21 protein-coding genes and 1 tRNA gene are annotated in these 18,115 nt (G+C 66.9%); 16 read left to right on the forward strand and 6 right to left on the reverse strand.

Annotated features, from left to right (window positions below):
- Both BLR51_RS07815 and BLR51_RS07820 read left to right on the forward strand, forming a co-directional pair.
- Positions 1-337 (forward strand): transposase (locus BLR51_RS07815; RefSeq protein WP_165616772.1); only part of this gene is annotated, 337 nt, incomplete at its 5' end.
- A gap of 85 nt (positions 338-422) precedes the next feature.
- Complete coding sequence (locus BLR51_RS07820) at positions 423-890, forward strand: hypothetical protein (RefSeq protein ID WP_089845696.1); 468 nt, start codon at positions 423-425, stop codon at positions 888-890.
- 151 nt (positions 891-1,041) lie between these two features.
- On the opposite strand, the gene BLR51_RS07825 is transcribed toward BLR51_RS07820, so the two are convergent.
- Together BLR51_RS07825 and BLR51_RS07830 are read right to left on the reverse strand one after the other, a co-directional pair.
- A tRNA-Arg gene (locus tag BLR51_RS07825) sits at positions 1,042-1,118 on the reverse strand.
- Positions 1,119-1,597: 479 nt separating this feature from the next.
- Complete coding sequence (locus BLR51_RS07830; RefSeq protein WP_089845699.1) at positions 1,598-2,695, reverse strand: CaiB/BaiF CoA transferase family protein; 1,098 nt, start codon at positions 2,693-2,695, stop codon at positions 1,598-1,600.
- A gap of 255 nt (positions 2,696-2,950) precedes the next feature.
- Here BLR51_RS07830 and BLR51_RS07835 point away from each other — a divergent pair, with 255 nt between their 5' ends.
- Together BLR51_RS07835 and BLR51_RS07840 are read left to right on the forward strand one after the other, a co-directional pair.
- Positions 2,951-4,441 carry a fumarate hydratase gene (locus tag BLR51_RS07835; protein ID WP_089845701.1) on the forward strand — a complete coding sequence of 497 codons (1,491 nt, stop codon included), beginning with the start codon at positions 2,951-2,953 and terminating at the stop codon, positions 4,439-4,441.
- A 159-nt stretch (positions 4,442-4,600) separates the two neighbouring features.
- Positions 4,601-6,043, forward strand: a complete 1,443-nt coding sequence (locus tag BLR51_RS07840; RefSeq protein WP_089845703.1) for an aldehyde dehydrogenase family protein — start codon at positions 4,601-4,603, stop codon at positions 6,041-6,043.
- A gap of 254 nt (positions 6,044-6,297) precedes the next feature.
- Here the strand turns inward: BLR51_RS07840 and BLR51_RS07845 are convergent, their stop codons facing one another.
- On the reverse strand, positions 6,298-6,609 hold the full coding sequence (locus BLR51_RS07845) for an ETC complex I subunit (protein ID WP_089845705.1): 312 nt from the start codon (positions 6,607-6,609) through the stop codon (positions 6,298-6,300).
- Between the two features lie 180 nt (positions 6,610-6,789).
- On the opposite strand from BLR51_RS07845, the gene uvrB reads away from it, so the two are divergent.
- Entirely contained in the window at positions 6,790-8,988 is a 2,199-nt protein-coding gene (gene uvrB / locus BLR51_RS07850; protein ID WP_089845707.1) for an excinuclease ABC subunit UvrB, read from the forward strand.
- Positions 8,989-9,079: 91 nt separating this feature from the next.
- On the opposite strand, the gene BLR51_RS07855 is transcribed toward uvrB, so the two are convergent.
- Entirely contained in the window at positions 9,080-9,316 is a 237-nt protein-coding gene (locus BLR51_RS07855) for a hypothetical protein (protein ID WP_089845709.1), read from the reverse strand.
- Positions 9,317-9,528: 212 nt separating this feature from the next.
- On the opposite strand from BLR51_RS07855, the gene BLR51_RS07860 reads away from it, so the two are divergent.
- Positions 9,529-9,918: an excinuclease ABC subunit B gene (locus BLR51_RS07860; RefSeq protein WP_089845711.1), complete on the forward strand. Its 390-nt coding sequence runs from the start codon at positions 9,529-9,531 to the stop codon at positions 9,916-9,918.
- Between the two features lie 8 nt (positions 9,919-9,926).
- Here the strand turns inward: BLR51_RS07860 and BLR51_RS07865 are convergent, their stop codons facing one another.
- Positions 9,927-10,334, reverse strand: coding sequence for a universal stress protein (locus BLR51_RS07865; protein WP_089845713.1), 408 nt, complete (start codon positions 10,332-10,334; stop codon positions 9,927-9,929).
- 240 nt (positions 10,335-10,574) lie between these two features.
- Between BLR51_RS07865 and BLR51_RS07870 the strand changes: the two genes are divergently transcribed.
- The 9 genes from BLR51_RS07870 (at position 10,575) to BLR51_RS07910 (ending at position 16,595) form a co-directional block, all read left to right on the forward strand.
- Positions 10,575-11,270, forward strand: a complete 696-nt coding sequence (locus BLR51_RS07870) for a winged helix-turn-helix transcriptional regulator (protein ID WP_089845714.1) — start codon at positions 10,575-10,577, stop codon at positions 11,268-11,270.
- 150 nt (positions 11,271-11,420) lie between these two features.
- The gene (locus BLR51_RS07875) at positions 11,421-12,128 is read left to right on the forward strand and encodes a DUF484 family protein (RefSeq protein WP_089845716.1); all 708 of its coding nucleotides are present in this window, start codon (positions 11,421-11,423) and stop codon (positions 12,126-12,128) included.
- Positions 12,125-13,048 (forward strand): tyrosine recombinase XerC, encoded by a 924-nt coding sequence (locus BLR51_RS07880; protein ID WP_089845718.1) that lies wholly within the window; start codon positions 12,125-12,127, stop codon positions 13,046-13,048. The genes BLR51_RS07875 and BLR51_RS07880 overlap by 4 nt, the downstream gene beginning before the upstream one ends.
- Positions 13,049-13,122: 74 nt before the next feature.
- The gene (locus BLR51_RS07885; RefSeq protein ID WP_089845720.1) at positions 13,123-13,728 is read left to right on the forward strand and encodes a glutathione S-transferase; all 606 of its coding nucleotides are present in this window, start codon (positions 13,123-13,125) and stop codon (positions 13,726-13,728) included.
- Between the two features lie 81 nt (positions 13,729-13,809).
- Positions 13,810-14,487 (forward strand): phosphatidylserine decarboxylase, encoded by a 678-nt coding sequence (locus BLR51_RS07890; RefSeq protein ID WP_089845722.1) that lies wholly within the window; start codon positions 13,810-13,812, stop codon positions 14,485-14,487.
- Positions 14,477-15,265 (forward strand): CDP-diacylglycerol--serine O-phosphatidyltransferase, encoded by a 789-nt coding sequence (pssA, locus tag BLR51_RS07895; protein ID WP_089845724.1) that lies wholly within the window; start codon positions 14,477-14,479, stop codon positions 15,263-15,265. Before BLR51_RS07890 ends, pssA begins: the two co-directional genes overlap by 11 nt.
- On the forward strand, positions 15,262-15,552 hold the full coding sequence (locus tag BLR51_RS07900; protein ID WP_089845726.1) for an alkylphosphonate utilization protein: 291 nt from the start codon (positions 15,262-15,264) through the stop codon (positions 15,550-15,552). Before pssA ends, BLR51_RS07900 begins: the two co-directional genes overlap by 4 nt.
- Before the next feature lie 39 nt (positions 15,553-15,591).
- The gene (locus BLR51_RS07905) at positions 15,592-16,095 is read left to right on the forward strand and encodes a GNAT family N-acetyltransferase (protein ID WP_089845730.1); all 504 of its coding nucleotides are present in this window, start codon (positions 15,592-15,594) and stop codon (positions 16,093-16,095) included.
- Positions 16,096-16,172: 77 nt separating this feature from the next.
- On the forward strand, positions 16,173-16,595 hold the full coding sequence (locus BLR51_RS07910) for a hypothetical protein (RefSeq protein WP_089845732.1): 423 nt from the start codon (positions 16,173-16,175) through the stop codon (positions 16,593-16,595).
- Between the two features lie 47 nt (positions 16,596-16,642).
- Here BLR51_RS07910 and BLR51_RS07915 read toward each other — a convergent pair whose 3' ends face one another.
- Positions 16,643-17,305, reverse strand: a complete 663-nt coding sequence (locus tag BLR51_RS07915) for an outer membrane protein (protein ID WP_089846095.1) — start codon at positions 17,303-17,305, stop codon at positions 16,643-16,645.
- Positions 17,306-17,527: 222 nt separating this feature from the next.
- Between BLR51_RS07915 and petA the strand changes: the two genes are divergently transcribed.
- Positions 17,528-18,103 (forward strand): ubiquinol-cytochrome c reductase iron-sulfur subunit, encoded by a 576-nt coding sequence (petA, locus tag BLR51_RS07920; protein WP_089846097.1) that lies wholly within the window; start codon positions 17,528-17,530, stop codon positions 18,101-18,103.
- The last annotated feature ends 12 nt before the right edge of the window (positions 18,104-18,115 follow it).

An 18,115-nucleotide genomic window follows, 5' to 3' on the forward strand; every position in this document is an offset into this window, starting at 1 on the left:
GCAGACATCCGATTACCTGGGGTTCGACCTGGTCATGGTCAACAACCTGCCAGAGCCGAGCGTCCTGCTGGCTGACAGAGGCTATGATGCTGACCGCATTCGGAAAAAGATGGAGGCGCGGGAGGTGCTCACCCAAATTCCCATGCGCAAATCACGCAGGATGCGCGTGGGTGTGGATCATTCTCTCTATTCCTTGCGCAACCTTGTCGAGCGGTGCTTCAACAAGTTGAAAAACGCACGCCGTGTCGCCACACGCTACGACAAAACCGCTGAGAGCTTCTTGGGCTTCATCGACATCACCTCCATCCGACTTTGGCTGCGCCTTTTGTCAACATGACCTAGGGTGGGAGACGATCCAAATCGTTCACAAGCGGCTGGACCTTCCTGTTGGCGAGATCATTACGGCCATCCGGACGGGTGCTTTGCGCCTTGGTCAGCGCCCTGATGTGTTCGGCTACCACGGGCTTGTGGTGGAAATCACTGAGGTTGCTGCGTTCAAAGCAAAGGCCGCGCCGAAGCCTAAGCCATCGACCAACCAGGGAGAGGTGACCGCAGCGGCCTTTGCCCGGTCGGCGGGTATTCGGGGGAAAGGGCAATTCCTGGCTCTGATCGAAGGTGGTTACACGCCCGCGACGCTGGTTTTGAATCCTACGACTAAGCGTCGGGAATGGCGCATGAGCCGCGACGACATCGCTGCGTTTGAGGCCAACTACACGACACCATCGATGCTGTCGGCCGAAACCGGTGCGCATTTGAACACGATTCGGGCCGTTCTGCAGAGCGAGGGGGTCCAGCCGTTCCGCCCGAACGGCCTGGATGTCGGACCGGTCTATCTTCGCAACGCTGTTGAGCCGGTTGTGGCACTCCTGAAATCTCAGGAAGGAAAGTGACCGCCAGCCACGGGTCATGCTGAGACACCGTTCTATCTCAGTGCGCTAGAAGAAATCGTTTACATGGCACCTCAAGCCTCTTGACAGCGGGTGTGCATGAAAAACGCCAAATCGTGCAAGCTTATGGTGCATTGGCAAAATGGAAGGGCGGTGGCGATCCCGGGAGGACTCGAACCCCCAACATCCTGATTAGAAGTCAGGTGCTCTATCCAGTTGAGCTACGGGACCGCTGCCGCCTGTCGGGTGCGGGACCGGCGGGGCGGTCTGCGCCCGGCGGGTTGCCGACACCTCGGTCTGGACGGGTCCGAGGTCGCAGAGTCTGTGACTCTTGTCAAGAACCCGCAGCCGCGTCCCCCTGCCCCAAACAGCGACCTTGCCGGGGGGTGCGGTCCAGCAGCCGCAGGGCCGTGGATCATCTGCCCGTCAAGGCGCGCGGTCTCTTCGTCCGCCACAGCCATCCGAGTTCGGCCTCGGAGGGGCGGACGGGGGGATGCACGTCTTGCCACCCGTCCCCAGTTCGCGGCCATGGGCCGCATCCCGCGTCGCCAAGCTGCAGCGTGACCCCGTCCAGCGGCGGCACGATCCCCGCCAGTCACGCGCAAGTTCGCAGCGCCCGCTGAGCAGCGTCGTTTCCAGATCAACGATCCGCCCCCCGCCGCCTTGGCAAAGGGCTCCGTCCGGTCAGCGGGCGACCAGCGGCGGCAGGGTCATGGCAGGCTCTCTCCGACGGCGGGCACGGCGCGATAGGCGCGCGGCGCCTCGGCCACGCGCGGCGCAGGCGCGGGATAGCGCACCGGCCCGCCCGGGGTCTGCACGGTGATGCGGCGCAGATGCGGGTGGCTGGACAGGCCCGCCATGTCATTGACCCGTGCCAGCGCCACATCGGCCTCGCGCAGCCGCGCCTCGGCCTGATCGGCGGTCAGGGTGGCAAAGGCCTGCGCCACCAGCGCGTCGGTCTGGTCGCGATGGGCCACGCGGGCCACGTTGGTGGCGAAACGCGGATCCGTCCCAAGACCGGGCTCCCCCAGAAACACCTCCGCCAGCTTGCGCCATTCCCGGTCGCTCTGGACAGAGATCAGGATCAGCTGCCCGTCGGCGGTGGAAAAGGCGCTGTAGGGTGAAATCGACGGATGCGCCATGCCCACCCGCTGCGGGCTGCTGCCCGCCTCGTGGTTCAGCAGCGGCACGGTCAGCCAGTCCGCCATCACGTCGAACATCGACACCGACAGCGTGGCCCCCTGCCCGGTGATGCCGCGCGCGATCAGCGCCTCCAGAATGGCGGCATGGGCGGTGGCCCCGGTCGCCACATCGACGATGGACATGCCCACCCGCGCGGGTTCGGACGGCCCCCCGGTGATGGAGCACAGCCCGGATTCGGCCTGTATCAGCAGATCATAGGCCTTGCGGTCGGCCAGCGGCCCGCCTTCGCCATAGCCGGTGATGGAACAGGTGATCAGCCGGGGATGACGGTTCCGCAGATCCTCGGGGGCAAAGCCCAGCCGGGCCAGCGCGCCGCGTTTCAGATTCTGCACCAGCACATCCGCACCCGCCACCAGATCGGCGAACCGGGCCTTGTCGGCGGGATCGGTCAGATCCATCACCACCGAGGACTTGCCCCGGTTCAGCCAGACAAAATAGCTGGACTGCCCGGCGGCGGCAGTGTCGTAGCCACGCGCAAAATCGCCCTCGGGGCGTTCGATCTTGATGACCTCCGCCCCGGCATCCGCAAGGCGCGAGGTGGCAAAGGGGGCGGCAACCGCCTGTTCAACGGCCACGACCCGCAGGCCGGTCAGCGGCAGGGTCATGGCCGCCTCCGGAATTCCCGCCGCTCAGGCGTCGTCAGAACCGTTGTCATGCACTCCTCCGCTCAAGGCTGGTCCCATGGCGGGTGCCGCCGCGCCATCCGGCCCCGCCACGTCCCGCAGGGCCAGTCTACGCAGCGGGCGGGGCGCGCAAAAATAGCAAGGCGCGCTAGAGGCGATAGGTTTTGCCTTTAGCCCCCCCGGCTTTGCCTGCCGCCTGCCGCATGGCAGTCTTGCCCCATGCAAGGGAGAGGCAGAATGCCGGCCATCACCGAAAGCCACGTCACCGACAGCATCGCCGAGGCGCTGCAGTTCGTCGCCTGCTACCACCCGCCCGATTTCATCGCCGCCCTGAGCCGCGCCCATGCCGCCGAAGAAAGCCCCGCCGCCCGCGAGGCCATCGCACAGATCCTTGTCAATTCGCGGATGTGCGCGCTGGGGCAGCGCCCGATCTGTCAGGATACCGGGGTGGCCAATGTCTTTGTCGACATCGGCGTGCAGGCCCGGCTGGACTGGCACCGCCCCCTGCAGGACATCGTTGATGATGCCGTGCGCCGCGCCTACCGGCTGGACAGCAATCCGCTGCGCGCCTCGGTGGTGCGCGATCCGTTCGACAGCCGTCAGAACACCGGCGACAACACGCCCGCGATGATCCAGACGCGGATGGTGGCGGGCGACCGGGTAGAGATCACGGTTTCGGCCAAGGGCGGCGGGTCGGAAAACAAGACGCGCTTTGCGGTGCTGGCGCCTTCGGCCTCCGTGGCGGACTGGGTGGTGGAGCAGATGCGCGGCATGGGCGCGGGCTGGTGCCCGCCGGGGCTGCTGGGTCTTGGCATCGGCGGCAGCGTCGACAAGGCCATGGCCATGGCCAAGGAGGCGCTGAACGATCCCATCGACCTTGACGCCCTGCGCGCCCGCGGTCCGCAGTCCGCCGCAGAGCGCCTGCGGCTGGAAATCTGCGACCGCGTGAACGCGCTTGGTCTGGGCGCGCAGGGGCTGGGCGGGCTGACCAGCGTTCTGGACGTAAAAATCCGGCATTTTCCGACCCATGCAGCCTCGCTGCCGGTTGCGCTGATCCCCAATTGCGCGGCAACGCGGCATGTGCGCTTCACGCTTGACGGCACGGGGCCCGCGCGGTTCACCCCGCCGGATCTGGCGCTCTGGCCGCAGATCACGCTGGAGACGGCAGCGGCACAGGCGCGCCGCATCGATCTGGATACGCTGGATCAGAGCACGCTGGACAGTCTGCAGCCGGGCGAGCGGCTGCTGCTTTCGGGCACGCTGTATACGGGGCGCGACGCGGCGCACAGGCGCATGGTCGATCATCTGGACCGGGGCGAGGCGCTGCCCGTCGATCTGCGCGGGCGCGCCCTCTATTACGTGGGCCCCGTCGATCCGGTCGGGGCGGAGGTGATCGGCCCCGCCGGTCCCACAACCGCCACGCGCATGGACCGCTTCACCGACCGGATTCTGCGCGACACCGGGCTGAAGGTGATGATCGGCAAGGCGGAACGCGGCCCCGAGGCCCTGCGCGCCATCGCCGAACATGGCGCGGTCTACATGGTCGCCGTCGGGGGCGCCGCCTATCTGGTGGCACAGGCCATCCGCGAAGCAACACAGGTGGCATGGCCCGATCTGGGAATGGAGGCGATCTATCGCTTCCGGGTGGAGGACATGCCGGTGCTGCTGGCCGTCGACACGCAGGGCCGCTCCATCCACGAGATCGGACCCAAGGCGTGGCGGCGCTGAGCCCGCGCCCCTTGCGGCCATAGCCCCCGGCTCTGGCGCCAAGACCGGAAAGATATTTCCGCCCCGCCCCGCGCCGCGCCAGACTTCGGCCCGCAGGGCGCACGGTTCCGCCGGACCGCAACGGCGCGCGCCCTTTCAGGACAAAGGGAGAGGACAGGCATGTATCGGCTGGAGCACTGGATCGGCGGCGCCTTGGTGGCGCCCGAGCGCGGCGCCTATCTGGACGCCGTGAACCCCGCAACCGGACAGGTGGCGGGACAGGTGGCGGCAGGCGACCGCGCGGATGTCGACCGGGCCGTGGCTGCGGCGCAGGCCGCCGCCGAAGGCTGGCGCCGCTACCCCGCGGCAGAGCGGGGCCGGATCATGCTGGCCATCGCCGCCGCCCTGCGCGCCAACCGCGACCGGCTGGCGGCGCTGGAACGCGCCGATACCGGCAAGCCGCTGCCCACCGCACTGGCCGAGGTCGAGGGCAGCGCCGCCTATTTCGAATTCTACGGCAGCCTCGTCTATCTGCCTGCGGGCGATGTTCTGGACGTGGCACCCGACCAGCATGTGTTCACCCGGCGCGAGCCTTTCGGGATCGTGGGTGTGATCACGCCGTGGAACCTGCCGCTCAATCAGGCCGCGCGGGCCATCGCCCCGGCGCTGACCGCAGGCAATGTGGTGGTGGCCAAACCGTCCGAGGTGACCTCGCAGTCCACCCTCGCGCTGGCGGAACTGGCCGCCGGGGCGGGTCTGCCTGCCGGGGTGATCAACGTGGTGCTGGGCACGGGTCCGGAGGCGGGCGAGGCGATCGTGCGCCATCCTCAGGTGCGCAAGGTGGCCTTTACCGGCTCGGTCGGCGTGGGTCAGGCCATCGGGCGCATCGCCGCCGACCGGATCATTCCCCTGACGCTGGAACTGGGCGGCAAATCCGCCAACATCATTTTCGAGGATGCCGATCTGGATCTGGCGGCGCGGGAGTCGGTCCGGGGCTTTACCCTGAACGCCGGGCAGGTCTGTTCCGCAGGCACGCGGATTCTGGTGCAGCGCGGCGTCTATGACCGCTTTCTGGACGCTGCCCGCACCGCCGCAGAGGCGCTGATCCCCGGCGACACGCTGGGCCCCATCATCACCGAGGCACAGTTCCGCCGCGTTCAGGGGTTTTTCGAGGTGGCCCGGCAGGACGGCGCGCGGCTGGTCACCGGGGGCCGGGTGGCCGAGGTGGCGGGGCATCCGCAGGGGCATTTCATCGCGCCCACGCTTTATGCCGATGTCTCGAACGACATGCGCATCGCCCGGCAGGAAATCTTTGGCCCGGTCGGGGTGGTCATCCCCTTCGACACCGAGGCGGAGGCGGTGGCGCTCGCCAATGACAGCGAGTACGGGCTGATCGGCACGCTCTGGACCCGCGATGTCAGCCGCGCGCTGCGGGTCGCGGACCGGATCGAGGCCGGGCAGATTTTTGTCAATGTCTGGAACACCATGTCGGTGCAGACCCCGTTCGGCGGCCACAAGAACAGCGGCTACGGGCGCGAAAAGGGCATCGAGGCGCTACACCATTACGGCCATGTAAAGACCGTGACGCTTCGGGTGGACCCGGCTCCGGACGGGCGGCATTGACGGTCTCTGCCAAGCCCGCAGCCTCGACGGCGAGGCCCCCGCTTTCCGGGTGACCAAACCATTCCGAAAGCACGCATCCCGGAAGGCTGCCTGAGGGACCGTCTGGGCCGCCTCTGCCGGGACATTGCCCCCTGCAGAAACCCCGACCGCCGTCGCCAAAAGTCAATGGGCGCCCAAGGGCGCCCTGCATATGGGTAAGCAAAAGCCTCGGCGCACGCTGTCGCCTCTTCGGCCCTTGAGCCCGGTCTGCAGCCTCAATGCGTCCAGGCGCCGCGGCGGTCTACGGCGAAGTTTTCGGCATAGCCGCGGGCGCGGACGTTGGGCTTGCGCTTGTGCGGTTCGGTCACCACGGCCTCGATGCCGTTTTCGCGGGCATAGGCCAGCGCCGCTTCCTTGCTGTCAAAGCGCAGCCGCACCTGGCTCTGGGTGTCGGCGGAGGAGGTCCAGCCCATCAGCGGATCGACTTCGCGCGCGCTGGCGGGGGCGAAATCCAGAATCCAGTCCTTCGTCTTGCCCTGCCCCGAAGACATGGCGGTTCTGGCGGGCTGATAGATCCGTGCGCGCATGGACACTCTCCTGACAATCTGCCGCTTTATCGGCAATTCCCGCGCGCAGGGCAAGAGAGCGCCGCGGATTTTCGGCAGATCGCCCCGCCCCTGCCGCCGCAGATGGGACAGAGGGACGCGCTCTCTTGAATCCGCGCGCAGACGGGCCAATTCTGGACAGGTCTCAGGAAAGTGTCCCCCATGTCCTACGCCCATTCCGACAAATCCGCCCCTTCGGTGCTGCAGGCCGTTCCCGACCGTGCGCCACGCGAAAAGCTGGAGGGCGGGCGCCGCTTCGTGATGAAGACCGAATTCCAGCCCGCGGGCGACCAGCCGACGGCGATCGTCGAGCTGGCGCAGGGGGTGACGTCCGGAGAGCGCAATCAGGTGCTGCTGGGGGCGACCGGCACCGGCAAGACCTTTACCATGGCGAAGATCATCGAAGAAACCCAGCGCCCCGCCATCATCCTTGCGCCGAACAAGACGCTGGCGGCGCAGCTTTATGGCGAATTCAAGGGCTTCTTCCCCGACAACGCGGTGGAATACTTCGTCAGCTACTACGATTACTACCAGCCCGAAGCCTATGTGCCGCGCTCGGACACCTATATCGAGAAGGAAAGCCAGATCAACGAACAGATCGACCGGATGCGCCATTCGGCCACCCGGGCGCTGCTGGAGCGGGATGACGTGATCATCGTGGCCTCGGTCAGCTGCATCTACGGCATCGGCTCGGTGGAGACCTATGGCGCGATGACGCAGGATCTGCTGGCCGGGCAGGACTATGACCTGCGCAAGGTCATGGCCGATCTGGTGGCCCAGCAATACCGCCGCAACGACGCGGGCTTCCAGCGCGGCAGCTTCCGGGTGCGCGGCGATTCGCTGGAAATCTGGCCCGCCCACCTTGAAGACCGGGCATGGCGGCTGTCCTTCTTTGGCGAGGAACTGGAGGCGATCACCGAATTCGACCCGCTGACCGCCGAAAAGACCGGCAGTTTCGACCGCATCCGGGTCTATGCCAATTCGCACTACGTGACCCCCAAGCCCACGATGAATCAGGCGGTGATCGCCATCAAGAAAGAGCTGCGGCAGCGGCTTGACCAGCTGGTGAACGAGGGCAAGCTGCTGGAGGCGCAGCGGCTGGAACAGCGCACCAATTTCGACATCGAGATGCTGGAGGCGACCGGCGTCTGCAACGGCATCGAGAACTATTCGCGCTACCTGACCGGGCGCGCCCCCGGCGAGCCGCCGCCCACGCTGTTCGAATTCATCCCCGATACCGCCATCGTCTTTGCCGATGAATCCCACGTCACCGTGCCGCAGATCGGCGGCATGTACAAAGGCGACTTCCGGCGCAAGATGACGCTGGCCGAACATGGCTTCCGCCTGCCCTCCTGCATGGACAACCGCCCGCTGAAATTCGAGGAATGGGACGCGATGCGCCCGCAATCGGTGTTCGTGTCCGCCACACCTTCGGCATGGGAACTGGAACAGGCGGGCGGCGTCTTTACCGAACAGGTGATCCGCCCCACCGGGTTGCTGGATCCGCAGGTGGAAATCCGCCCCGTGGAGATGCAGGTGGACGATCTGCTGGACGAAATCCGCCGGGTGGCGCAGGCAGGCTTCCGCACGCTGGCCACGGTGCTGACCAAGCGCATGGCGGAGGATCTGACCGAATACCTGCACGAACAGGGCATCCGCGTGCGCTACATGCACAGCGACATCGACACGATCGAGCGGATCGAGATCCTGCGCGACCTGCGGCTTGGCACCTTCGACGTGCTGGTGGGCATCAACCTGCTGCGCGAAGGTCTGGACATCCCCGAATGCGGGCTGGTGGCGATTCTGGATGCCGACAAGGAAGGCTTCCTGCGGTCGGAAACCTCGCTGATCCAGACCATCGGGCGGGCCGCGCGGAACGCCGAGGGCCGGGTCATCATGTATGCCGACCGCATGACCGGCAGCATGGAGCGCGCGATCGGCGAGACCAACCGCCGCCGCGAAAAGCAGATCGCCTATAACGTCGAACACGGGATCACCCCCGCCACGGTCAAGAAGAACGTCGATGACATTCTGGCCGGGCTCTACAAGGGCGATACCGACATGAACCGCGTCACGGCCAAGATCGATCCCAAGCTGCAGGGATCGAACATGCGCGCGGTGCTGGAGGGGCTCAAGACCGACATGCGCAAGGCCGCCGAGAATCTGGAATTCGAGGAGGCGGCGCGGCTGCGCGACGAGGTCAAGCGGCTGGAGGCGGTGGAGCTTGCCCTGCAGGACGATCCGCTGGCGCGGCAGTCGGCGGTGGATCAGGCGGCAGAAGCGGCGGTGGGCGGGCGTGGCCGGTCCACCGGGGGCCGTGCCGGGCAGCGCGGCGGCAACGTCAAGCGCCGCGGCCGCTAGAGCACGCCCCGCGCAACGAAAAACCCCCGCAGCGCGCAGCTGCGGGGGCGTCGTGCCCGGCTGGACGCGGGGGCGGCCGTCGGATCAAGGATCAGTTGGAGTTTTCTTCGGGCGGGGTCACGTCGACGGTGGGCACTTCGATGGTTTCGGTGGTGGTGCCCACGTCCACATCGCCCACGTCGGCCTCGACCTCGGGCATGTTGCCGCCTTCGACGCTGACCTCGGGCATCGAGCCCTCTTCGGTGACGTTGAAATCGATCATATAGGCCCCGACGGCGATCACGATGGCGGCGGCGACCACGAGGCCGATGATGGATCCGGTTTTCATGTCCTGCTCCTTGGCTTTTGTTGCGAGCCGCGGCTTGTCGCAGCGGCGTTCCCTCAAGCAACTGTGAGGCGGGCGTGCAGGTTCCCGGATTTATTTCCGGAACCTCCCCGCGCGGCCCCGCGTTAACCGTGCCTTGTCCGCCGGATCACGGCGGCGCGACGGGGGCCGCGCGCCCCTCGACAGGGGGCAGAGGCCGCGCTACGTATCTTGCCATGCGCGCATCTCTCCTGCTTCTCCTGCTTGTCCTGACTGCCTGCGGCACCCCGCAGGAACGCTGCGTCCGCGACGCGGCGGCGCCCTATCGCGACGCGCTCAAGGAACGGCAGCGCATCGCGCAGGATCTGTCGCGCGGCTTCACCTACGAGACCGAATTCGAACGGGTGGAGCGTTTTACGTGGTGCCGCGGCCCCAAGGGCAGCGCCTATCCCTGCTGGGAAACCGACATGGAGCCGGTCACCCGCCGCGTGCCGGTGGACCGTGCCGTGCTGCGCGCCCGCGACGCCGATCTGGCGCGGTCGCTGCCCACCCTGCGCAGCGATGCCCAGCAGGGCACCGCCGAATGCCGCATCGCCTTTCCGGAGCCGGAAACCGCCCCGACCTGACCCGGCTGTCAGCGCAGCACATGCACCGAACAGGCCGCATGACGCACCACCATCGAGGCGGTGGATCCCAGCAGCAGATCGCTCATCCCCGGACGGTGCGAGGCAATGACGATCAGGTCGCTGCCCTGCTCCGCCGCATAGTCAAGGATGGTGCGCCCGGAATGCCCCTCGACCACCACGCCGCGCCCATGCGGCAGCGTCAGTGCCATCTGGTGCAGTTCCGCCTCCACCGCCGCGCGCGACTGCGTCACGTAATCGGCGGGCAGATAGGTGATGGCATAGCCCGGCACATGTTCCATGACATGCAGCAGGGTGATCCGCGCCTCGGGCTTGGCCAGATGGCGGGCGATGGCGATGGCGCGTTCCGTCTTCGTGTCGCTGTCGAACGAAATCGGCACCAGAATGTTGCTATACATGAGAATCCTCCTGTCTCTGCCATGGACAGGATGCGCTATGCGAACGATGCGCACATTGATACAAATCATACCGAAGCCGCTGAGGACGCACCACATTTTGGGCACAATCCGGGCCTAGCTTCTTGGACAGGCCGCAGAATGCGCCGCTGAACGCCACCGTCCGCCCAGAAGGTCCGGACGCCCGGCTCAGCCCCGCCCCCTTGGGTGGACGGCATCCCGACATAGAAAAGGAGCGGCCTCATGCGGTATCTGATCGCCGAAACCACATGGAAAATGATGAGCCTGTCGCATGTCCATGCGGGCAACGGCACCCTGCTGACGCGCTGCGATCAGGCGGAAGAGATCGAGGAGTTTCACCGCGCGGGCGCCCATGACCTGCTGGTCTGCGACGCCTCGCTGCTGGTGCAGCACAGTTCGCTGGCGCGGCTGCGCGACATCAAGCCCGATGTGCCGATCTGCCTTCTGGCGCGCAACGCCGCCTCGGACCAGACCGCCGCATGGCTGATGGCGGGCGCCGATGCGGTGCTGCCCGACAGCGCCGCCCTGACCGAGATGGCGGCCCGGCTGAACGCCGTGGCCCGCCGCGCGCTGGGGGTCGCCCGGCCCGTGCTGGAATGCGGCCCGCTGCTGCTGGATCTGGAACTGCGCCGCGCCCGGGTCGGCGAGGTCACGCTGTCGCTGTCGCCCAAGCTTTACGAGCTGCTGGAATTTCTCGCCCTGCGCCCCGGCAGGCTCGCCTCCCGCGAGGAACTGATGAGCCATGTCTATGGCTTTGAAAACGAACCGGCGCCGCGGGTGTTCGACGTGTATATGTGCAACCTGCGCTCGCATCTGGCCTCGCTCAAGGGCGCGCTCGCCATCGAGACGGTGCGCGGCGAAGGCTATCGCCTGCAGGTCACCGAACGCCGGGGCACTGCTCGCCCGCTGGCCGCCTGATCCGGACCGGGGGACGGGTGCCGCCTGCGCCCGCCCCCCCTGACCGATGCGCAACAGCACGCCGAAACCCGACTTTTGGGGCGAAATACCTGACGCGCCGTCTGGCCGGACCTGATAGGGTCGTCGCCAAAAGAAACCCAAGAGACAGGCATGAGCAGCAGTTCGCGTATCGACGAAACCCTGCGCGAAGAGATCATCTCGCGCCCCGACATTATTCTGGACGACCGGGATCTGATGCAGGCGCTGATCGCGTCCAACGAGCGTGCGATGGGCGGCAACATCGTCGATCTGCGCGGCATCGCCATGGAACGGCTGGAGGCCAGGCTGGATCGGCTGGAGGACACGCATCGCAGCGTGATCGCCGCCGCCTATGAAAACCTTGCCGGCACCAACCAGATTCACCGCGCCGTGCTGCGCATGCTGGATCCCATCGAATTCGAACCCTTCCTGCGCGATCTGGCGGGGGATGTGGCGGCGATCCTGCGGGTCGACGTGATGCGGCTGGTGCTGGAATCGACCCAGTCCGACCGCGACAGCGCGGTGCGCCGCGTCGGAGAGGTGCTGTCGGCGGCAGAGCCCGGCTTCATCGAGGATTACATCACCGAAGGCCGCAACATCCCGCTGCGGCAGGTCACGCTGCGGCAGCTGGCGGGGGGCGATGCGCGCATCTATGGCGACCGCGCCGCATGGATCCGCTCCGAAGCCTGCCTGAAGCTGGATTTTGGCCCCGGACGCCTGCCCGGTCTGCTGGCCATGGGATCGGAGGATCCGCACCTGTTCACGCCGCAGCAGGGCACCGACCTTCTGGGCTTTTTTGCGGGCGTGTTCGAACGGACGATGCGCCGGTATCTGTCATGACACTGGAGATCTCTGCCGCCGCCCGCGACGCGCTGCAGACATGGCTCGCCTCGGCGCGGGCGCTGAACGGGGTGTCGGAAAACACCGTGACCGCCTATCGCGGCGACGTGCTGGATTTCATCACCTTCCAGACCCGGCATCACGGCGAACCGCAGGGGCTGGCGCCGCTGGCGCGCATCACCACCTCGGACATGCGGGCCTTTCTGGCGCATCTGCGCGCCGAGGGCGTGGCCTCGCGCTCCATGGCGCGCAAGCTGTCGGCGGTCAAAAGCTTCTACCGCTGGCTGGCCGAACGCGAGGGGTTCGAACCCACCGCCGTGCTGTCGGCCCGGTCGCCCAAGTTCCAGAAGAAGCTGCCGCGCCCGCTGACCGAAGACGCCGCCCGCGCCATGATCGGCACGGTGGAGATGCAGTCGCAGCAGGGCTGGATCGGCGCACGCGACGCGGCGGTGATCACCCTGCTTTACGGCTGCGGCCTGCGCATCTCCGAAGCGCTGGGGCTGACGGGATCGCACTGGCCCTTTGGCAGCGCCCTGCGCATTCTGGGCAAGGGCAACAAGGAACGCATCGTGCCGGTGCTGCCGGTGGCGCAGCGCGCCGTCGCCACCTATCTCGATCTCTGCCCATGGCCCATGGCCCCCGATCTGGCGCTGTTCCGGGGCGCGCGCGGCGGTCCGCTGAACGCGCGGCTGATCCAGAAGGTCACCGAACAGGCGCGGATGCAGCTTGGCCTGCCCGCCACCGCCACCCCCCATGCCATGCGCCACAGCTTCGCCACGCATCTTCTGGCGGCGGGCGGCGATCTGCGCGCGATTCAGGAACTGCTCGGCCATGCCTCGCTGTCGACGACGCAGGCCTATACCTCGGTGGATCAGGTACATCTGATGAAGGTCTACGAGGCGACACATCCCAAGGCGTGACGCCCAAGGATGCCGTTTCCCTTTCAGGGCCCGCCGCGTTAGGCTCCGGCCATACGAGACAGGAGACCGTTCGCATGAAACTGCTCAAGGCCGGGCCCTCGCCCTTTGTCCGCAAGGTTCTGGTGACCCTGCACGAAACCGACCAGATCGGCGATGTGGACATGGTGGATGTCACCGCCTCGCCCGTGGCGCCCGATCCGGCGCTGATCGCGGCCAACCCGGTGGGCAAGATCCCCGCGCTGGTGCGCCCCGACGGGCCCGCGCTGTATGACAGCCGGGTGATCTGCCGCTTTCTGGACCATCGCGCGCAGAGCGGGCTTTATCCCGACTCCCGGATCTGGGACACCCTGACGCTGGAGGCCACGGCGGATGGCATCATGGATGCCGCCGTGCTCATCATCTACGAAGAACGCTTCCGCCCGCGCGAACAGGTGTCGATGGACTGGATCGAAGGCCAGTGGGGCAAGGTCGCGCGCGCGCTCGACGCGCTGGAAACCCGCTGGCTCAGCCATCTGGCCGGACCTCTGGACATGGGCCAGATCGCCGTGGCCTGCGCGCTGGGATATCTGGATTTCCGCCATGACGCGCGCAAATGGCGCACCGGGCGGGACGGGCTGGCGCGCTGGCACGAAGCGTTCTGCACCCGCCCGTCGATGGTGGCGACCGATCCCATGGCGTGACGCCCCGTCCGCGGGACTTGCATCGCAGGCCCCGCGGGCTTAGCTGCGGACCACCTCACGTCCTGAAAGGAGCCCCGCCCGATGCGGATGCGCGACACGTTCATCAAGCCCATGCACCCCGAAGGCCGCAAGTTCGTGGCGATTTTCGCCGCGATCTCGCTGGTCCTGTTCCTGATCTGGGATCCGCTGGGCTGGCTCGGCGTCGGGCTGACGGTCTGGTGCTACTACTTCTTCCGCGATCCCGAACGGGTGGTGCCGCAGCGCCCCGGCCTGCTGGTCAGCCCCGCCGATGGCATCGTGTCGCTGATCGAACCCGCCGTGCCCCCCGCCGAACTGGGCATGGGCCCCGAGGCGCGCACCCGCGTGTCGGTGTTCATGTCGGTGTTCAACTGCCATGTGAACCGTTCTCCGGCGGCGGGCGAACTGGTCAAGATGGCCTATCGTCCTGGCAAGTTCCTCAACGCCTCGCTGGACAAGGCGTCGGAGGACAATGAACGCCACGCCCTGCGCATCCGGCTGGAAGACGGGCGCGAGATCGCCGTGGTGCAGATTGCCGGTCTGGTGGCGCGGCGCATCATGTGGTGGAAATCCGAAGGCGACCATCTGGAGCGCGGCGAACGGTTCGGGCTGATCCGCTTCGGCTCGCGGCTGGATGTCTACCTGCCCGATGGCGTGGCGCCGCAGGTGCTGATCGGCCAGACCATGACGGCGGGCGAAAGCGTGATCGCCGATCTGCGGAGCCCCGCGGATGGCGCCTGAGCAGCCCAAGCCCCCCGCCCCCAAGGAGCGCGCCGCCGAAAAGCTGACGCTGGTGCAGCTTCTGCCCAACATGCTGACCGTGCTGGCGATCTGTGCCGGGCTGACCGCGATCCGCTTCGGGCTGCAGGGATCCTATGAATTCGCCGTGCAGCTGATCATGGTGGCCGCCGTGCTGGACGGGCTGGACGGGCGGCTGGCCCGCGCGCTGAAATCCGAAAGCGGCATGGGGGCGGAACTGGACAGCCTCGCTGATTTCATGAATTTCGGCGTGGCCCCTGCCCTGCTGCTGTACACTTGGGCGCTGGAAGACAGCCGGAATTTCGGCTGGCTCGCGGTGCTGGCCTATGCCGTCTGCGCCGTGGTGCGGCTGGCCCGGTTCAACGTGATGCGCAAATCCGAAGACAAGGCGCATGACAACGCCTATTTCACCGGCGTGCCCTCGCCCGCCGGGGCCATGCTGGTGCTGCTGCCGATGTATCTGAGCTTTGCTTTCGGCAGCGGGCCCTTCCTGCCCGATCTGGTGATCGCGGGCTGGATGGTGCTGACCGGCTTTTCCATGATCAGCCGCGTGCCGACATGGTCGTTCAAGACCACGCGCATTCCGCGCCGCAACGTGAAATACCTGCTGCTGGGGGTGGCGCTGGCCATTGCCGCCGTGGCCACCTATGCGTGGATCACGCTGGCGGTGTTCTGCGTGGTCTATGTGGCTGCCGTCTTCGTCATGATGCCCCGCAAGCGCGCCCTGACCGGCGCCGACCCGCATGAGGACCGGCCATGAGCGATGAAGATTACGTCTATGACGAAGCAAGCGGCGAATGGCGCCCCGCCTCCGAGCTGTCGCAGCCCGAAAGCGTGGTGGTGCGCGACGCCTCCGGCACGGTGCTGGCGGATGGCGATTCCGTGGTGCTGGTCAAGGATCTGAAGGTCAAGGGCGCGGGGCAGACGCTGAAACAGGGCACGGTGATCCGGTCGATCCGGCTGACCGACAACCCCGAAGAAATCGACTGCCGCCACGACACGATCAAGGGGCTGGTGCTGCGCACGGAATTCGTGCGCAAGCGCTAGGGTGCGCATGGGGCTGCTGACAAACCGAAGGCCGGGCCCATGACCCTGACCCTGCGACCGCTGCGCGCCGAAGATTACCGTGACGCCGCGCGCATCTTCTTCTGCGCGGTCCATGACGGCACGCGCCACGCCTATACGCTGCAGGAGCGGCGGGCATGGGCAGGCGACAGCATCGACCTGCCGCGCTGGCAGACCCGCCTTGCCAGCCTGACCGGCTTTGTCGCGGTAGAAAACGCCGAGCCGGTCGGCTTCATGGCCATGATCCCGGACGGTCACCTTGATCTCGCCTTCGTGCTGCCCTCCTGCGCGGGCCGGGGCATCGGTCGCGCCCTGCTCGACGCGGTCGAGGCGCGGGCCCGTGCGCTCGGCCTCGGGCGGCTCACCACCCATGCAAGCCTTGCCGCGCGGCCTTTCTTTGCAAGGCAGGGCTGGCGAGTGATGTCAGAGGAGACGGTGCTGCGCGCGGGTGTCAGCCTCCGCCGTTTCGCCATGGACCGGCAGCTTGGCGATGCCCGCGACCAGCCCTGCGACATCCGGCGTTGACCTGCCCGCCCCGCGACGTGCAAGCTTGTCATGTGCCGGGTGCCGGCGCGGATATTCCCGCAGATTCAAGGACTGAGATGACTTATCCTGACAGACTGGTGCTTTCGACGCGGCTTGGCCTTTGCGCGGGCCTGATGCTGGCGCTAGGCGCGTGCGGCGGCGGCGGCTCCTCGGGGGCGGGGATCGCCACCAGCAACCCCAACTTCTTCTCCGGCTCCGTGTCGGCGGCAACCATGACCGGCAGCTTCAACCCTGCAGGCTACAGCGCGGCACAGGTGCAGGGCCTCGTCTCGCAGGTCTGCGCCGATGGCGGTCTGGCGGGCTTTGGCACCGCACCGCGCGAGGACGGGCTGACCGGCTTCTCGGCCAGCTGCGCCACGTGGCGCGACAACGCGCGGGCTGTGGAGTTTGAGCGGACAGGTCCGCAAAGCGTGATGATCGAGATCACGGGAAGCAGCAGCGGCAACATGACCTACAGCCGGATCGAGGCGCAGGGCTGAACGGGTCCGGCGCGGGGCAAGGGCTGCGGCCCTGCCCCCTGCCCTGTTCAGAATTTCAGCGTCAGGCCGACATTCAGCGCGTTGGTCTTGATGTCGGTCTTGAGCGTGCCGCCCTCGTCCAGATCGGCCTCGTTCCACGAATAGGTGAACTGATATTCGCCAAAGACCGAGACGCGGTCGGTGATGGGGTAGCTGACGCCCGCCAGCAGCCGCGCGGCGGGGCCGGTCAGCTGATATTCGAAAGTGTCATCGGTGCCGCCGGTGGTCGCCACCTCGACATGGGGGATCGACACGCCCAGACCCGCGCCCGCGTAAGGCGTGGCGCTGCCCCAGAGACCGGGCCAGCGCTGCATCGCGTTCAGCGTCAGGATGTTGATGCCGTCGGTGAATTCCAGCGTGTCGAAGCCCGCATCGTCGCGGTCATCCTCGTTGGCATAGACCTTGGCATGGGTGAATTCCAGCGCCACACCAAAGGTGTCAGACCGCCACCACGTGCCGCGCAGACCGTAATAGGGCGGCATCTCGAAGGACTTGCCCTCCCAGCCGATCAGCTCGTCGAAGCTGGCGCCGGTGCCGGGATAGTCGCCTTCGATGCGGCTGTGCGGCGAGGTCTGCCAGCCGGTATAGACCGACAGGTCATAGTCCTGCGCCGCAGCGGGCGCCGCGATGGCCGCTGCAACCAGAGCGGTCGATAGAATCAGTGCTTTCATGCCCATGCCTCCGGGAGGGAACCGTCCCCCGCGCGGGGACATAACCACCGCCGATGCAGAGTTTCAACCGCGACACATCCGCACTCTTGCCAGTGTGGCGTTCAAGTTTGCTTTACGGCCCTGCGGCATGCCGCTAATAACGCGGTCGGAAATGCCGCGCTTGCCCGCGGCCTATCTGCGTTTGGGCCGACGCGCGGCCCCCGAGGAATGGAGAAGACCCCCGTGTCACAAGCAGAAGATCACGAAGGCACCCGGAGAGATTTCCTCTTCTACGCCACCGGCGGCGCAGGCGCCGTCGCAGCCGGAGCGGCGATCTGGCCGCTGGTCAACCAGATGAACCCCTCTGCCGATGTGCGCGCGCTCAGCACGATCCGCGTCGATGTCTCTGGCGTCGAGACCGGAACGCAGCTGACGGTCAAGTGGCTGGGCAAGCCGGTCTTCATCCGCCGCCGCACCGAAACGGAAATCGAGGACTCGCGCGCCGTGACCGTCGACCAGCTGGTCGACCCGGTGGCGCGGAACGAAAACATCGATGCCGGCGCCGGCGCGCTCGACGAGAACCGCACGCTGGACGAAGCTGGCGAGTGGCTGGTCATGATGGGCGTCTGCACCCATCTGGGCTGCGTGCCGCTTGGCAATGCCGGGGAATATACCGCGGGCGGCGTAGGCGGCTGGTTCTGCCCCTGCCACGGTTCGCATTACGACACTGCCGGCCGCATCCGCAAAGGTCCGGCACCGCAGAATCTTCACGTTCCGGTCGCCTCCTTCGTGGACGACACGACCATCCTGCTGGGTTAAGGAAACGCGCAC

It is taken from the genome of Salipiger marinus, from assembly GCF_900100085.1.
GTDB classification, from domain to species: Bacteria; Pseudomonadota; Alphaproteobacteria; order Rhodobacterales; family Rhodobacteraceae; genus Salipiger; species Salipiger marinus.

What these genes read in the sequence shown, in the direction of transcription:
- BLR51_RS07910 (WP_089845732.1), top strand. Translation starts at nt 16,173, where the DNA reads ATGACTTATCCTGACAGACTGGTGCTTTCGACGCGGCTTGGCCTTTGC.
- BLR51_RS07830 (WP_089845699.1), bottom strand. Translation starts at nt 2,695, where the DNA reads ATGACCCTGCCGCTGACCGGCCTGCGGGTCGTGGCCGTTGAACAGGCG.
- BLR51_RS07835 (WP_089845701.1), top strand. Translation starts at nt 2,951, where the DNA reads ATGCCGGCCATCACCGAAAGCCACGTCACCGACAGCATCGCCGAGGCG.
- BLR51_RS07875 (WP_089845716.1), top strand. Translation starts at nt 11,421, where the DNA reads ATGAGCAGCAGTTCGCGTATCGACGAAACCCTGCGCGAAGAGATCATC.
- BLR51_RS07870 (WP_089845714.1), top strand. Translation starts at nt 10,575, where the DNA reads ATGCGGTATCTGATCGCCGAAACCACATGGAAAATGATGAGCCTGTCG.
- BLR51_RS07840 (WP_089845703.1), top strand. Translation starts at nt 4,601, where the DNA reads ATGTATCGGCTGGAGCACTGGATCGGCGGCGCCTTGGTGGCGCCCGAG.
- BLR51_RS07890 (WP_089845722.1), top strand. Translation starts at nt 13,810, where the DNA reads ATGCGGATGCGCGACACGTTCATCAAGCCCATGCACCCCGAAGGCCGC.
- BLR51_RS07865 (WP_089845713.1), bottom strand. Translation starts at nt 10,334, where the DNA reads ATGTATAGCAACATTCTGGTGCCGATTTCGTTCGACAGCGACACGAAG.
- BLR51_RS07880 (WP_089845718.1), top strand. Translation starts at nt 12,125, where the DNA reads ATGACACTGGAGATCTCTGCCGCCGCCCGCGACGCGCTGCAGACATGG.
- uvrB (WP_089845707.1), top strand. Translation starts at nt 6,790, where the DNA reads ATGTCCTACGCCCATTCCGACAAATCCGCCCCTTCGGTGCTGCAGGCC.
- BLR51_RS07905 (WP_089845730.1), top strand. Translation starts at nt 15,592, where the DNA reads ATGACCCTGACCCTGCGACCGCTGCGCGCCGAAGATTACCGTGACGCC.
- BLR51_RS07900 (WP_089845726.1), top strand. Translation starts at nt 15,262, where the DNA reads ATGAGCGATGAAGATTACGTCTATGACGAAGCAAGCGGCGAATGGCGC.
- BLR51_RS07845 (WP_089845705.1), bottom strand. Translation starts at nt 6,609, where the DNA reads ATGCGCGCACGGATCTATCAGCCCGCCAGAACCGCCATGTCTTCGGGG.
- BLR51_RS07885 (WP_089845720.1), top strand. Translation starts at nt 13,123, where the DNA reads ATGAAACTGCTCAAGGCCGGGCCCTCGCCCTTTGTCCGCAAGGTTCTG.
- BLR51_RS07915 (WP_089846095.1), bottom strand. Translation starts at nt 17,305, where the DNA reads ATGAAAGCACTGATTCTATCGACCGCTCTGGTTGCAGCGGCCATCGCG.
- BLR51_RS07855 (WP_089845709.1), bottom strand. Translation starts at nt 9,316, where the DNA reads ATGAAAACCGGATCCATCATCGGCCTCGTGGTCGCCGCCGCCATCGTG.
- BLR51_RS07860 (WP_089845711.1), top strand. Translation starts at nt 9,529, where the DNA reads ATGCGCGCATCTCTCCTGCTTCTCCTGCTTGTCCTGACTGCCTGCGGC.
- pssA (WP_089845724.1), top strand. Translation starts at nt 14,477, where the DNA reads ATGGCGCCTGAGCAGCCCAAGCCCCCCGCCCCCAAGGAGCGCGCCGCC.